This is a genomic window from Fusobacteria bacterium ZRK30 (genome assembly GCA_024628785.1).
GTDB lineage: Bacteria > Fusobacteriota > Fusobacteriia > Fusobacteriales > Fusobacteriaceae > Psychrilyobacter.
This window is the reverse complement of record CP102405.1, coordinates 1,536,478-1,551,720: the sequence shown is the minus strand read 5'-3', so window position 1 is coordinate 1,551,720 and position 15,243 is coordinate 1,536,478. Positions and strand designations below refer to the sequence as shown.

At 32.6% G+C, this 15,243-nt stretch carries 15 protein-coding genes; 3 read left to right on the top strand and 12 right to left on the bottom strand.

The features are described from left to right. Nucleotide 1: 1 nt before the first annotated feature. Nucleotides 2-2,137, bottom strand: coding sequence for a U32 family peptidase (locus NRK67_12580; protein UUV18120.1), 2,136 nt, complete (start codon nt 2,135-2,137; stop codon nt 2-4). Nucleotides 2,138-2,323: 186 nt separating this feature from the next. Between NRK67_12580 and NRK67_12575 the strand changes: the two genes are divergently transcribed. Together NRK67_12575 and NRK67_12570 are read left to right on the top strand one after the other, a co-directional pair. Then, nucleotides 2,324-3,313 carry an AIR synthase family protein gene (locus NRK67_12575; GenBank protein ID UUV18119.1) on the top strand — a complete coding sequence of 330 codons (990 nt, stop codon included), beginning with the start codon at nt 2,324-2,326 and terminating at the stop codon, nt 3,311-3,313. Between the two features lie 26 nt (nt 3,314-3,339). Then, nucleotides 3,340-3,825 (top strand): tetratricopeptide repeat protein, encoded by a 486-nt coding sequence (locus NRK67_12570; GenBank protein ID UUV18118.1) that lies wholly within the window; start codon nt 3,340-3,342, stop codon nt 3,823-3,825. A gap of 103 nt (nt 3,826-3,928) precedes the next feature. Here the strand turns inward: NRK67_12570 and NRK67_12565 are convergent, their stop codons facing one another. From NRK67_12565 to NRK67_12550, 4 genes are all read right to left on the bottom strand, one after another. Then, a complete protein-coding gene (locus NRK67_12565; GenBank protein UUV18117.1) occupies nt 3,929-5,023 on the bottom strand; it encodes an amidohydrolase family protein in 1,095 nt (364 codons plus the stop codon). A gap of 106 nt (nt 5,024-5,129) precedes the next feature. Next, entirely contained in the window at nt 5,130-7,463 is a 2,334-nt protein-coding gene (locus NRK67_12560) for a heavy metal translocating P-type ATPase (protein UUV18116.1), read from the bottom strand. Nucleotides 7,464-7,604: 141 nt separating this feature from the next. Continuing rightward, on the bottom strand, nt 7,605-7,958 hold the full coding sequence (locus NRK67_12555) for an endonuclease domain-containing protein (protein ID UUV18115.1): 354 nt from the start codon (nt 7,956-7,958) through the stop codon (nt 7,605-7,607). A gap of 10 nt (nt 7,959-7,968) precedes the next feature. Further along, nucleotides 7,969-8,448 carry a DUF1456 family protein gene (locus NRK67_12550; protein UUV18114.1) on the bottom strand — a complete coding sequence of 160 codons (480 nt, stop codon included), beginning with the start codon at nt 8,446-8,448 and terminating at the stop codon, nt 7,969-7,971. A 185-nt stretch (nt 8,449-8,633) separates the two neighbouring features. On the opposite strand from NRK67_12550, the gene NRK67_12545 reads away from it, so the two are divergent. Continuing rightward, the gene (locus NRK67_12545) at nt 8,634-9,452 is read left to right on the top strand and encodes a hypothetical protein (protein UUV18113.1); all 819 of its coding nucleotides are present in this window, start codon (nt 8,634-8,636) and stop codon (nt 9,450-9,452) included. 38 nt (nt 9,453-9,490) lie between these two features. Here NRK67_12545 and NRK67_12540 read toward each other — a convergent pair whose 3' ends face one another. The 7 genes from NRK67_12540 to NRK67_12510 all read right to left on the bottom strand — a co-directional run bounded on the left by NRK67_12540 (nt 9,491) and on the right by NRK67_12510 (nt 15,189). Continuing rightward, a complete protein-coding gene (locus tag NRK67_12540) occupies nt 9,491-9,802 on the bottom strand; it encodes a hypothetical protein (protein UUV18112.1) in 312 nt (103 codons plus the stop codon). Continuing rightward, on the bottom strand, nt 9,762-10,010 hold the full coding sequence (locus tag NRK67_12535; protein ID UUV18111.1) for a hypothetical protein: 249 nt from the start codon (nt 10,008-10,010) through the stop codon (nt 9,762-9,764). The genes NRK67_12540 and NRK67_12535 overlap by 41 nt, the downstream gene beginning before the upstream one ends. Nucleotides 10,011-10,064: 54 nt before the next feature. Next, nucleotides 10,065-10,820, bottom strand: a complete 756-nt coding sequence (locus NRK67_12530) for an HAD family hydrolase (protein ID UUV18110.1) — start codon at nt 10,818-10,820, stop codon at nt 10,065-10,067. Then, nucleotides 10,805-10,951: a hypothetical protein gene (locus NRK67_12525; protein UUV18109.1), complete on the bottom strand. Its 147-nt coding sequence runs from the start codon at nt 10,949-10,951 to the stop codon at nt 10,805-10,807. Before NRK67_12525 ends, NRK67_12530 begins: the two co-directional genes overlap by 16 nt. Nucleotides 10,952-11,192: 241 nt before the next feature. Then, entirely contained in the window at nt 11,193-12,356 is a 1,164-nt protein-coding gene (tgt, locus tag NRK67_12520) for a tRNA guanosine(34) transglycosylase Tgt (protein ID UUV18108.1), read from the bottom strand. Nucleotides 12,357-12,406: 50 nt separating this feature from the next. Next, the gene (locus tag NRK67_12515) at nt 12,407-14,584 is read right to left on the bottom strand and encodes a bifunctional (p)ppGpp synthetase/guanosine-3',5'-bis(diphosphate) 3'-pyrophosphohydrolase (GenBank protein UUV18107.1); all 2,178 of its coding nucleotides are present in this window, start codon (nt 14,582-14,584) and stop codon (nt 12,407-12,409) included. Nucleotides 14,585-14,676: 92 nt separating this feature from the next. After that, nucleotides 14,677-15,189: an adenine phosphoribosyltransferase gene (locus NRK67_12510; GenBank protein UUV18106.1), complete on the bottom strand. Its 513-nt coding sequence runs from the start codon at nt 15,187-15,189 to the stop codon at nt 14,677-14,679. Between the last annotated feature and the right edge of the window lie 54 nt (nt 15,190-15,243).

The window sequence follows — 15,243 nt, the reverse complement described above, 5'->3', positions numbered from 1 at the left end:
TTTAAAATACTCCTTTGTGCAGGTTATAAGGAACATATTCTCCTACCCCTGTTTTAATACTCTCTAATACTTTTCTCATCTCAAAGTCTGACTCTAAGACAAAGTCTAACCTTACTTCAGCTAATCCTAAATCTTTTAATTTATCGATCCTGGAGATTACATTCATAGGTTTTTCTAAGAAAACCTGTGTATTACCTAATTTATTGGTATAAAGCTTAAAGTTATCTTCTTTTTCATTGATTAAACTATCTGCTTCTACATTAAGATTTTCTATATACATCCCTGTAAGGTGACCGTATACCATCATCCCGCACTTACTTAATTCTAGTGTACTTAAATAATCTAAATCAAACTCAGGTGACAGATAGATAACTCCTACATTTTTCATCTTTGAAAATTCTTCTATAGATCTGCTGTTAGCTATATTAAAGTTGTAATCTACAGATACCGTATCATTTTCATTTTGAATTAACTGGTATAGGTTAGAGGCTAATCTAGATTTTGTATCGATCCTATCTAAGTTGGATTCTTTAGCTACTTCAGGTCCTCTATAATAGATCTTTTTAATTCCAAATTCCTTGGCTACTTTAAATTGCTCCTTGTTTACAACAGATACAGCAACTGTAGTTTTATAGTCATTCTCTCTTATTGTAGGTGTAAATCCAACAACTTCATAGGTGTCTAAAGTTCTCCTAGTAGTTGCTAAATACTCACTTTCAAATTTTTCGATAGCTTGTCTCTTTATATCCTTTAAAGTTTTTAATGAAACAAAGGCTTTTCCATCATATTCAATATCAAGAGTGGATAGTTTTAATGTAGAATTACCCATCTCTCCTAATTTTTCAAATATAGTTTCATTGTCTAAAGGCCTTTTTTTAGCTTCTTCCAGTATATCACCTACGATAGATAGAGTTACTCCATTTGCATAGATATCAAATCTAATAGGTTCTCCTACCTGGGCAAAAAACTTTCCACCGATAGGCATTCTACCCTTTGCAGTTTTTAGTGTAGATTCAATACTGTCATTTAACGCTTTATCAAATGTTTTATAGATAAATTTAGTTCCCTTTGGTGGATATATACTGATAAGATCTAACCTTTTAGCTTCTTTTACCTTTTTACCCATGATAATGATCTGGTTTAGGTACTCTCCCTTTAAGATATTCATATCTTTATCCAAATAAGCTATCCCGTCTCCTAAGATAACAGTGGTATTTAATTTTAATATCCTTCCTCTGACATCACCGATACTGTATCCATAATTAGAAGCATATTTACTATTCATTAATTTATCACTGTCATTTTTGTAAAAATATCCCTTTGAGTAACCTCTATTGAATATCTTTTCAGGATGATGATTCTCATTCTTGTCTTCTAAAATATCACTATATTTTCCTACCATCTCATAGACATAGTTAGGAGATTTCATTCTTCCCTCTATTTTAATTGCATTTATTCCTGCAGCTTTTAATTTTTCAATCTCAGCTTTATCCAACATCTGGTCTTTTGGACTCAGAAGATATCCACTTTCTTTTTTACTAGTTGTATATTTTTTTCTACAGACTTGAGCACACATTCCTCTGTTACCACTTCTACTTCCTATAAAACTACTGATATAGCAATTTCCAGAATAAGATATACATAGAGCTCCAGATACAAATATCTCTAACTCAATCTTTGTCTTTTTTCTGATAGTTTTAATCTCTTCAAAACTAAGTTCACGTGATAAAACTACCCTTTTAAATCCTAAATTATAAAGGTAGTTAGCTTCAACATGGTTAGCTACAGTCATCTGAGTACTACCATGGATCTCCAACTCTTTAAAATTCTCCTTTAAATATCTAAAAACACCTAAATCCTGTACAATTACAGCATCTAATCCATGTTCATAAAGTGTAGATAGGTTCATATATAAAGAATCTAACTCACTGTCTTTCATAATTGTATTTAATGTCAGTAATACTCTTACTCCTCTTAAATGTGCATAATCGATAGCATCTTTTAATTCATTGATTGTAAAATTGATAGCCGATCTTCTGGCTCCAAAACCTTTCAGTCCTAGATAAACCTCGTCTGCACCACCTTTTATGGCTGCCTTCATTCTCTCTATATCCCCTGCAGGAGCAATTATTTTCATCTTTCCACCTCTATTTTCAAATTTTTATTTACCTAATATAGTACTATATTTTATAGGTTTTATCAAGAATTAAAACCTTTATTTAACTCTAACTCAATGGGGCTTTAAAATTAAATCCTCATAGATAAAATTTATGCTATAATATTTTATAACAAATAAACTTAAATTTTGAGAGGATGAAGATTAATGAAAATAGGAAAACTTACTGCTTCACAATTAAAAGAAGTAATATTTAACAATATAAAGAAGAAAAGAAAGGAATTTTTAAATTCACCGGGAATAGGAGATGACTGTGCTGCCATAGATCTAGGAGAAAAAGTCTGTTATGTAAGCAGTGACCCCATCACCGGTGCAGTTTCTGAGATAGGAAAATTAGCTGTAAATATAACCTGTAATGATCTTGCCACTACAGGTGTTGAACCTATGGGTATCATGGTTACCATATTGGCTCCTCCATCTACCAGTGTGGAAGACCTGCAGAATATCATGGTGGATATGGAATCTGAATGTACCGTATTAAATATTGATATCTTAGGAGGACATACAGAGATTACCGATGCTGTAAATAAGATCATTATATCTGTAACAGGTCTGGGGTTTGGGACTAAAGATCACTATGAAGATAAAAAAGAAATTTTAGAGGGAGATATAGTATTGCTCACTAAAGGTACAGGTATAGAGGGGACGGCGATCATAACCTATGAAAAGGAAGAGGAACTAAAAAGCATCTTATCTCACAGTGAAATCAACTCTGGAAAATCTATGATGAACCTGACCAGTGTAGTCAAAGAAGGTCTGTTGTCTTCAGAACTTTGTAAAGGGATGCATGACGTTACTGAAGGTGGGATATTAGGGGCCGTCTGGGAGGTTGCAGAACTTTCAAAACTGGGAGTTACTATCTATCGTGACCAATTAAATGTTTCTGAAGTTACCGACAAGATCTGCGCTCATTATAAGATCGATCCATTGAAATTAATTTCCAGCGGGTCAATGCTTATAGTTGTATCTCCTCAAAATAAGGATCTACTATTGGATAAATTAATATCAGATGATATCCCTACTTTTGAAATTGGGTATTTCACAAAAAATATCGAGGAAAAATATATATATGACTCTAAAAGTCAAAGATCAGATATATCTGAACCAGAAAGTGATGAACTCTATAAAGTGGTATAAAATATAAGTTTTTAGGAGGTAGTTAGATGAAGGTATCTATATTAAAAAAAGTAGTTGAATTGAGAAAAAATGGTGAAAAATTAAAAGCTTTGGAAATTATAAAAAACTATCTGAAAGAAGATCCCACAGATCCTATAGCTAACTATCAATGTGCATGGTGCTATGATACACTAGAGCAGGAGCAAGATGCTATTCCTTATTACCTTAAAGCTATCGAAAATGGACTTTCCAGTGAAAATCTAGAAGGTGCTTATCTAGGTCTCGGAAGTACCTATCGTTCCATAGGAGAGTATAAGAAATCAGAAGAAATTTTTAAAAGGGCCATGAATGAATTTTCAGATAATAAAGACTTTCAAGTCTTCTATTCTATGACCCTTTATAACCTGGGTAATCATAAAAAATCTATGGAGATACTCCTAAAAATTATAAGTGAAACTTCAAATGATACTAAGATTAAAAGTTATAAAGATGCTATTTTATTTTACTCCGATAAATTAGATCAAATATTTTAACAAAGTACAAAAAAAAATAAAAGTGGGTTTCTCTTAGAGAAACCCACTTTTTATTATCTAGGGAATTATACCTCTCTAAATGCAACATCACGTTGCTTTTTTATTAACTAATAATTTTACCATCTATCATAACTAAAATTGGATCTTGAATAGTTATAAAAGGTTTTTCTTTCCATACAACCAGGTCTGCATCTTTCCCCTCTTCTATGGAACCAATTCTTTTTTCTACTCCCATCATACGAGCCGGGTTTATAGTTACAGCTTCTAACCCCTTTTTAAAGGTCAGCCCCTTAGAAATAGCTAACCCTACACAAATTGGCAGATATTGCAGTGGTATTACAGGAGCATCTGTTATTATGGATATATCCTGATTCTTAGCTAATTTAACTAAATTTTCAAATCCTTTTCCCTTTAACTCCATCTTCCCTCTAGCTCCTAAACTAGGCCCTACTATCAGGTTTCTTTTTTTAGTATGAATATAATCCAGTATATCTGCCCCACAGGTCACATGATCCAGTGTATATAACAGGTCAAATTCCTCCATAACCCTTATGGCAGAGACAATATCATCAGCCCTGTGAACATGAATTTTCAAGGGTATTTCTTTATTCATTACGGGTTTCATCGCTTCTAATTGATGGTCATATTTAGCCTCTTTATCTAAATTGTACTCTTTAGAAAGTCTCAAAAATTCTCTTAATCTACTTATAAGACCCATCCTAGTCATGTTGTGGACTCTCTTTGGATTCTCTCCTAAAGCAGCTTTCATTGCAATATATGGATTAACTAATATATCGTCTATTGTATCTCCAAAGGTTTTTATACAGGCATATTGGCCAGCTATCAAGTTAGCTGATCCAGGTCCGCTTCCACAAGCTGTTATACCGGCTGATCTCGCCTCTACAAATGTTACATCCTGAGGATTTATTGCATCTATTGCTCTTACTTCCGGGGTTATAAGGTTACTCCTCTCATTGTGATCAGCATAAAAAACACCAGCCGAATCTGTTTTTAATCCTAAATGTGTATGGCAGTCTACTAGGCCAGGTGTCAGATAGTTCCCCTCTACATCTATTACTTCTTCCCCTTCTAATGGAACGATCATTTCCTTACTTATAGTTTCAATCTTACCATCTGCTATTCGGATAAAATATATTCCTTCATCTATACCATGGCTTAAAATTCTTGCTTTTGTCAAAATCAATACTATCAACTCCTACAATTTTATTTTCCCCATTATACACTAAAAGTCTAGAAATTAGTTATAATTCCTAGACTTTTATTTTTTAGATATAATTATCTGATTATTTTTTTAATATTCTAATAGAGTTAAATATAGTCAGGATAGCCACTCCTACATCAGCAAAGATAGCTTCCCACATGGTAGCTTCTCCCATGACTCCTAATCCCATAACTACCAGCTTTATAACTAAGACTAATATAATATTTTGTGTAACTATTTTTCTAGTGACTTTTGCAACACCTATTCCATCAACTATCTTTGTGAGTTCATCAGTCATTATAACTACATCAGCAGCTTCAATTGCAGCATCACTACCTATTCCTCCCATAGCCATTCCAACGTCAGCACGGGCTAATACAGGAGCATCATTTATCCCATCTCCTACAAAGATTACATTTCCATCGACTTCACTCTGAATTTCTTCAAAAATATTTACCTTTTGATCAGGTAGTAGGCCTCCATAGACCTTATCTATTCCTACTTTATCGCCAATATTAGCCGCCACAGATTTGTTGTCTCCAGTTAACATATACGTTTTTATTCCCATTTTTTTTATAGATGATATTGCTTTTTCTGAGTCAGCCTTCAATTCATCAGAAATTACAAGGTAACCCTCAAATTCATTTTCAACAGCTACATAAACGATAGTTCCTATTTTATCTACCTTAGGACATTTTATATTATTACTTTCCATCAGTTTATAGTTTCCTAATAATATTTTTTTACTCTCTAAAACTAAACTTACTCCCTGCCCTTCAATTTCCTTATAATCTTTTACCTTTTCTATATGAATCTCTTTGCCATATGATTCCACTATACTTTTAGCTATTGGATGGTTTGAATACGCCTCTCCATGAGCTGATATATATATAAGTTCATCCTCTGACATCTTATCTGTAAATACTTCGGTTACTTTGAAATTCCCTTTTGTGATAGTTCCAGTTTTATCAAATACCACAGCTCCAACTTTATATAGTGCTTCCAGATGATTTCCACCTTTGATCAAGATACCTTTTTTAGATGCTGCTCCTATCCCACTGAAGAATCCAAGTGGTATCGATACTACCAATGCACATGGACACGATATAACTAAAAATATCAATGCTCTATACAACCATGTATTGAAATCTCCTACAAATAGCGGTGGGATTACAGCTGTCAGAGTAGCCACAACTACCACTGCCGGAGTATAATATTTGGCAAATTTAGTTATAAATTTTTCAGTATCAGCTTTCTTATTACTTGCATTCTCTACTAATTCCAATATTTTATTTACAGTAGAATGATAAAAATCTTTATCTACTTTAACTTCTATTACCCCATTCCTATTGATACTTCCACTTAGAACTGTATCTCCAGATTTAACATCTAGAGGAAGAGATTCACCGGTTAATGCAGAGGTGTCTAGAGCAGCGTTACCTTTTATAACAACTCCGTCTAGCGGTATCTTTTCACCTGGTTTAACGACAATTATTGTCCCGACTTTTACACTTTCAGGTTTGACTTTTTTTAGTTCATTACCGATTTTTATATTTGCAAAGTCTGGCCTTATATCCATCAAACCTTCAATAGATTTTCTTGAATTATTTACTGCTCTACCCTGGAAATATTCTCCTACCTGATAAAAAATCATAACAGCAACTGCTTCAGAGTATTCCCCAATGAAAAATGCACCAAAGGTTGCAATAGTCATCAAGAAATTTTCATCAAATACATTTCCACGAGCTATATTTTTAAATGATTTTAAAACTACATTCCCACCAGAAACTATATAAGCAAGGATAAGTACACCTATTTTAAGTTTAGTATTTTCTATCCCAAAAGTCCCTAGAAAAAATAAAAATAATGCAATAGCTACTCCTATCTCTTCCTTATAAGACCTCCCTTGCTTTGACCTAACAATTTTTTCAGGTTCTACATACTCCTCAGTGATATCTTCTTCTATCTCAAGAATGGTTGTTCCCGGCTCGATCTTATCGGCTAAAACTCTGATTTCTTCTAAGAATTCATCTCTTTCTCCAGCAAATTCAACCACTAGAGTTTTTTTCATGAAGTTTAATGTAGCCTCCAAGACTTGAGGAAGTTCATTTATGGCATCTTCTACCTTAGATGCACATCCGCCACAGTGAAGATGTTCTACGTTATAGGTAACTTTTGTATTTTTCTTAGCCAAAGTTTCTTCGATTATTGTTCCAGGTTCTAAATTATCTGCTAATTTATTTAACTCATCCAAAAGATTTTCTTTTATCTCCTTTAATTCAATAAGTAAAGTTTTTTTCATAAAATTTAAGCTGGCATTTTCTACATACGACAGTGAATTGACTGCATTTTCGATCTTAGCAGCACAGCCACCGCAATGTAGATTTTTTACATTGTATATAACTTCTCTTTTCATAGTATTCTCCTTTTAAATATATGATGTATGAATATCTACTCATATATTACCTTAAAGTTATATGAATGTCAACTCATATATGAAGAAAAATTATAAAAAAACTGAACCTCATTTAGGAGTTCAGTTTTTCTTTTGATATCTTTAATTTTTAAGGTTGCCTACAGCTGCCTCTATTTTTTTTAGTATTTCATTTAAATCACTCTTTATCTCACTGCTTGTAAATCGAAGGCTGGTTATTCCTATAGACTGGAAATATTCTTCCCTTGTTTTTTCATATTTGATGGTGTGTTTATCATTATCAATCTCTATAATAAACTCTATTTCCGGACAGTAAAAGTTAGCAGTATACTTCCCTATCTCAGTTTGTTTTTTAAATTTTAGATTATATAATTTTCTGTCCTTTATATAGTTCCATATTTGTTTCTCTTCAGCAGTCAGATCTTTTTTTATCCTATTTTTTGTTGACTTTGATTTTTTCAGATTAAAAATTTCCATCTTATCACTCCTACTTTCTATATTTTACCGCTAGACCTTTTAAGAAAGTTCTTAAGAATTTATCTAAACATTCCTTATAGTTTTTCTGCCCTTTTTTTCTAAATAATGCAGTTACATCTGAGTTTGAAATATAGATGTCTGCTAACTCCCATACTGCTACCATATCTTCAGTTTTTAAGTTTAAAGCTATCTTTATCTTTCTAAGAATTTGGTTGTTGATATTATTAGAGGTCATTACCTCTGGCTTTCTTGGAGTTTGCCCAGGTTTTACTTCTTGTCTCCCTCTTCTTTGCACTATTACACCATCAAAGAACATTCCCAGTAATTTATTGTTACACTTTACAAAACCTTCTTCCTCGTCTTTTTTTAAAAGGTTAAGAACTCCCTCTTTATCCACTATATGTCCTGACTCTTTAAATGCAAGGATCACCTCTTTATCACTCATATCCAAAGCGTATCTAAATCTACGTAGTACATCGTTATTATTCATAAAATCCTCCTGATTTTCCTCTGATTTTTTATTATCACTAAGGTTAATTTTACCATAGATACAATAAATATGAAAATATTATTTTTTACAGGTTAGGAGATCATGAATAAAGGAAACTTTTTATTTTTGCCAATAAATAGTTAAGACAATTAAAATTACTAGAATTTTAAAATGGGGTGGGAACTATGAATAAAGTTATTTATAATCAGAGCGATATTGAAAATAAAAATATTAAATTGGAAATTAATATGAAATTAAGGGATGTTCGTCTCCTTTCCAGATATTTAGAGGATGAACTGATTGTGGGAATTGGAAGTATCCTCAGTCAATTGGAAGATTCTAAAGGTGGGGAAGAAACTCTGGAACATGAGCAGATGACAGCTTTTTATAACGGTGTTTATGATATCTTTAACGAAATGTCCGAAATAGTTTACAGGGGGATGGTTGAAAAAGAAAAAAGTATAATTGATGAACTTAAACAGCAGGGAATTTCAGTGGAAGGAGTCAGTGCAATTTTGGCCAAAGAACCAAATGATGAAGAGAGAATTGCAAATATATATGAAGCTGTAGATGATTTAGAGTTTGAGAAAAGGGAAGCTGAACACCTAAAAAAACTACTTTCTCCTATCACCCAAAAAATTATGGAAAAATTAGAATCCGATATAAGCAGCCTCTATATGCCCTTAGTTATAAAGTTTGTCTCCTTCCTCAGTGATACCACAAGAAGCTATGCTAAACCTATAAATCAGGCAATTTTTTCAGAGAGTGCACTGGAAGAACTCCTAGATTTAGATCTGGGGGCTTTGAATGTGTTTCTGACTAAACTTACTAAGATAAGGGTTAAAGTAGGAGATGTGGAAGGGTTTATCATAGATGATTTTACAATCTATAACAACACAACTCTCATAGTTCATTATCCTATATTTATTACCAATCCAAAAGAATTTCAGAAACAATTTTCCACTTTGAACTCCAAAGATTTAGAAGTGAGTTTTGAAGCATAAGGAAATTAAAAAGCAGGGATTATCCCTGCTTTTTTTTACTAAAATTTTATTCTTCTTATTATTTCTTCAGCAATTTCTTTTGGATTTTTCCCATCTGTATATACAATAGCTTTAACTAATTTCTTATTTGATAGATTATTAATAAATAAGCTATTATGTTCAAACTGAGTTCTTTCAAATAATACTTGTAAGCATCTTTCTTTATCTTCTGAAGGCAGTAATAAAATCACATTTGGATAAGGTTCTAAAACGTTTCTCACTTCTTTAAATAGTTTTTCGTCCTCATATACTGATTGTCCTGCACCAAAGTCATGTATATGACCAGAGTAAAGTTCTAGAACCCGCTTCAAAAGGCTTCCAGTATCTATAAATCCCTAGAAAACCTTCCCTTTTCATAATTTCATATGCTAGTTCAAAATCATATCCAGATCCTTTATATATTTTCCATCTTATGTCATCCAAACTGGCTTGTGGAATATCCAATTTTTCCGACAATAATTTTCCTATTGTTGATTTCCCAGCACCTACTGGTCCAATTAAAATAATATCTTTTTTCATATTATCATCCTTTCTTAACTTACTTTTTGAAGTTTTAACGCTAAAGTTTTGTTTTTAAGAGACTTTAGGTTTAATTATATCATTTTTATTAATCAATTTATAAATTTCTGAAAATTTATCTATAGTTGCCCAAGGTATTATATCAGTCGTATTTTTTTTCCCATTAGTTAACCAAATTCCTTTAAACCCAAGTATTTGTGCGGGATTAATGTCCGCTTCTAAACTATCTCCTACCATAATTATATCTTTAATGTGACCTCTATAATCACGGATAGCTTCTTTAAAAAGAAGTAGATTTGGCTTTCTAATTTTTCTACTATAACTGAATATATATTCATCTATAAACTCATCCAGATTATGTTTCTTAAAGACATCTTTATAAATATCATCTTGTAAAATACAGTTTGAAATCACTTTTATAGTATAACCTTCTCTCTTTAAATATTTTAAAAGATCTAAGGAGCCCTTACCGGAAACTGCATCTTCAATATATTGACTATAAAATACTTCCATGCATTCAAAATAATTAATCTCAGTGTCATTAAATCCATTTAATTCTATAACGTCTTTTAAATATTTATTAAAATCAAGTTCGATTAATTTTTCTTTTCTTAGATAAAAGTCATCATACCATTTATCTAAAAATTCTATTTTTAATTGAGAAATAGATATTTTTATTTGATTTTTATTTTCTAGGTAAGATCTCAAAAGCATCAAACCTATTAAATCTTTTTCATCATCAGAAAAAATTCCTTTATGAAAATGTAGAAGTGTGTTTCCCATATCAAAAATTACTAATTTAGTATACATAACTGAACTCCTCCACTACCTTCTACAACGGTTTTTTGAAGTAAGTTAAAAACCTCAATTGATTCTTCTAATTGTAATTGTTTTAACCACACTTTCATTTTCTTCCCATCCCTTGATAAATTTTTTCCCATATTTAAAAGTTCTCTTGAAAATAATCATACTACAATCCTTAAATTAAATCAATTTCCCCCTTAGTAACTTATATGTAAATAATATCCAAAAGAAACAACCTCAAAATAGTATCCAACAATAAAAAGATGCCTCCTGTAGAATACAGAAAGCATCTTTTTTGTATAATCTTTTTCTTCTTATAGAGATTATAGTTTATAATCTCTGCTTTTCTCTAGTAAAGTTTAGTTTACTCATGATTCTTTAATCTTCTATTCTTTGTGGTATTATCCACTCACTGTCCTTACCTTGAGTATAATTACTTATAAACTCCTCTTTAAAGGCAATAAACCTTTTATCCATGATAGCATCTCTTGCACCATTCATCATCTTTATTAAGAAATAAAGGTTATGATAAGTAGCTAATTTCTGTCCTAACATCTCATTAGCTTTGAATAGATGTCTGATATATCCTCTAGTATAGTTTTTACATACATAACAGTCACAGTCCTCATCTAATGGTCTAGGATCAAGGGAATATTTAGCATTTTTTATAACTAGTCTTCCATATTTTGTAAATGTAGTCCCATGTCTACCAATTCTAGATGGTTGTACACAGTCCATCATGTCTACACCGTGTTCTACAGCTTCTAACATATCAAGAGGCTCTCCTACACCCATTAGGTATCTAGGCTTATGCTCAGGAAGTTTAGGAGTTATATAGTCTAATATTCTATACATATCTTCACGAGGCTCTCCTACTGCCAATCCACCTATAGCATATCCAGAAAAACTTTCATCCATCTCCATCAATTCATTCATACTCTTATCTCTCAGGTCTTCATATATTCCACCCTGAACTATAGCGAATAAACCTTGGTCATCAGGTCTTTTATGAGCTGTTACACATCTTTTAGCCCATCTGGTAGTTCTTTCAATGGAAGGGATTAAGTACTCTCTAGAAGACTGGCCAGGAGGACATTCGTCAAATAACATAACTATATCTGATCCTAAATTATTTTGAATATCTATAGATTTTTCAGGAGAGATAAATCTTTTAGACCCATCAATATGAGATCTAAAGTATACTCCTTCCTCCTTTATCTTTCTTATAGCTCCCAGACTAAATACCTGGAAACCACCACTATCTGTTAATATAGGGTGAGACCAGTTCATAAATTTATGTAACCCTCCAAATTTAGCGACTACATCGTCACCTGGTCTAAGAAATAGGTGATAGGTATTTCCTAAGATAATATCTGCACCTAACTCTCTAACTTCCTCGGGATTCATTGTTTTTACAGTTGCCTGTGTTCCAACCGGCATAAATACTGGAGTTTTTATATCTCCATGGGGAGTGGTTATAACTCCCGCTCTTGCCTTTCCATCTCTATGGGATAATTCATAATTTACTGGTAATTTTTTCATCTTATACTCCTTTTTACCTCTTCTATCTGATTTTTCATAGAAAAGGGTTCTTAATTGTTTTGATTTCTTCTGATTTCTATTACATCTTTTAGATTTACAATATGGTTAATTAATTTTTCATAGTCCCTCTTCTCATTGATATCTATAGTTATCTCGATAACCGAAAGTCTTTCAGCCCCGTTTTTTATATGACCGGAGTTTACTCCTTCTAGGTCTATCTTATGATCAGCTATAATTTTTACAATTTCCAAGAGAATATTTGCTCTGTCTGTAGTGACTATGGTAAATTTAAACCTGTATTTATTGATCTTTCTGCCTATAATTTCATCATCCCATCTAACACCTATCTCTCTATTGTGATCACGGGCAATTAAATTTATATAGTTTTTGCAGTCCAATCTATGAATACCGATATCTCCATAGGTAGTTATATACCCACCAATCTCGTCTCCCGGAAGGGGGGTACAGCATTTTGCAAATCGAATAATAGTATTATCAAGACCATCTATTATAACACCATAATCATTTTTTTTCCGACTTTTTCTTTTAGGAGTTTCATTTTGATAATCTTCTATGGTTTCAAGCTCTATTTTTTCATCTTTTTTTACCAATCTTTCTGCAAGAAGGGTTACATTTAAACCTTTAGAAGCTATTTTAATAAGCAATTCATTGAAATTATTGATAGAGTTTTTATTTAAATATTCCTTTATTTCAGGACTGTTCTCGATCTGTTTTACAGAAGATCCCACCTTAAGCAATTCCTTTTCAAACAGCTCTTTTCCTATCTTTAGATTCTCATCAAAGTTTTTTTCCTTTATCCATCTTCTAATCTTACTTTTAGCACTCTGGGTTGCAACTATATTTAACCAGTCTCTCCCGGGACCCTTTGATATATTTGAAGTTATAATATCGATCCTGTCTCCGTTTTGCAGCTTATAATCGATTGGGACAATCTTGTCGTTGGCTTTAGCCCCTATACACTTATAGCCTACCTCTGTATGGATATGAAATGCAAAGTCCAAGGGAGTAGACCCTTTAGACAGTTCGATAACATCTCCTTTAGGAGAAAAAACAAATACTGTTTCGTTGAGTATATCCCCTGTGACAGTCTGAATAAATTCTTCCGAAGTATCGGCTTCATTTTGCCACTCCAATATCTTACGGAGCCACGAATAGACATTATCTGCCTTGGAGTTATTTCTTTTTTCCTTATAGTTCCAGTGAGCCGCTATTCCATCCTCTGCAATGGCATGCATATCTTTAGTTCTTATCTGCACCTCGATAAACTTCCCTAAGGGTCCTACCAAGGTAGTATGGATAGATTGATAACCGTTTGATTTAGGAACTGCTATATAATCTTTAAATCGGCCTGGAACAGGTTTCCAATGACTGTGGAGAAGTCCTAATATATTGTAACACTCCCCCTCTGTATCCACTAATACCCTAACAGCTGTGAGATCATAGAGTTCATCAAAACTCTTTCCCTTTTCATACATTTTTTTATAGATACTATAAAAATGTTTAGCCCGTCCGGAAACTATCCCGTCTATATTGCTTTCATGGATAATTTTTTTCATATTTCTTAAAACAGCACTTGTATATTCTTCCCTTTCAACCCTCTTATTGTTGACCATTTTGACTAATTTTCTATAAATTTCAGGTTCCAGATAATATAGGCAGAGATCTTCTAATTCCCACTTTATCTTTGCCATTCCAATTCTATGGGCTAAGGGAGCAAAGATCTCCAATGTTTCCCTTGCAATTCTCTCCTGTTTATAGGCAGGCATAAATTTCAGTGTACGCATATTATGCAGTCTGTCAGCTAATTTAATGATAACAACCCTTACATCACTAGCCATGGCCACAATCATCTTTCTGATATTTTCAGGCTGTTTATTGCTGCCTACAGGCAGATTTGTAAGTTTAGTTACCCCGTCCACCAGTCTGGCTACTTCAGGTCCAAAATTATACTGAATATCCTGTATAGTGGTCATAGTATCTTCTACAATGTCATGCAGAAAACCAGCTGTAATTGTTTCAGTATCCATCTTCATATTAATGAGTATCTTAGAGACTTCTACAGGATGAACTATATACTCCTCCCCTGATTTACGGTACTGACCCACATGGGATTCCCTTGCAAATTCATAGGCAGAAAAGATCATCTCTTCATCTATTTTTAAATTATTTTTTTTAAGCTCTTCAGCAATATTTGATTTATATTCCATAAAATTCCTTCCTTAAAAATTTTTTAAATAAATATACTTAATTTAAGTACTAATAAGAAAGCGACACCAAGTGTCGCTTTCTTATTAATACTTTAGTACTTCATTAAAGTCATAATATCATATCCTGCTAAATTTTCTCTACCATTTAGATCCTCTAATTCAATAAGAAATGCCATACCAGCAACAATTCCGCCTAAATCCTCGATTATCTTTATAGTGGCCTCAACTGTTCCTCCTGTAGCTAATAGATCATCAACTATAAGAACTCTTTGACCAGGTTTTATAGAATCATGGTGCATACATAAAGTATTAGTCCCATATTCTAAATCATATTCATATTCCACTGTTTTCCTGGGAAGTTTTCCAGGTTTTCTTACTGGAGCAAATCCTACTTCTAAAGCGTAAGATACTGGACATCCAAAGATAAATCCTCTGGCTTCAGGACCTACTACCAGGTCAATCTCTTTTTCTTTGGCATACTCCACTATCTCATCTGTTGCTTTTTTAAAAGCCTCTCCATTTGCCAGTAAAGGTGTTATATCTCTAAACTTTATCCCTTCTTTTGGATAATCTTCTACAAGTGCTATATAGTTCTTTAAATTCATTTTTCTTTCTCCCTTAATTGTTAAGTAAGCGTAAAGCATTATCCATACAATTTT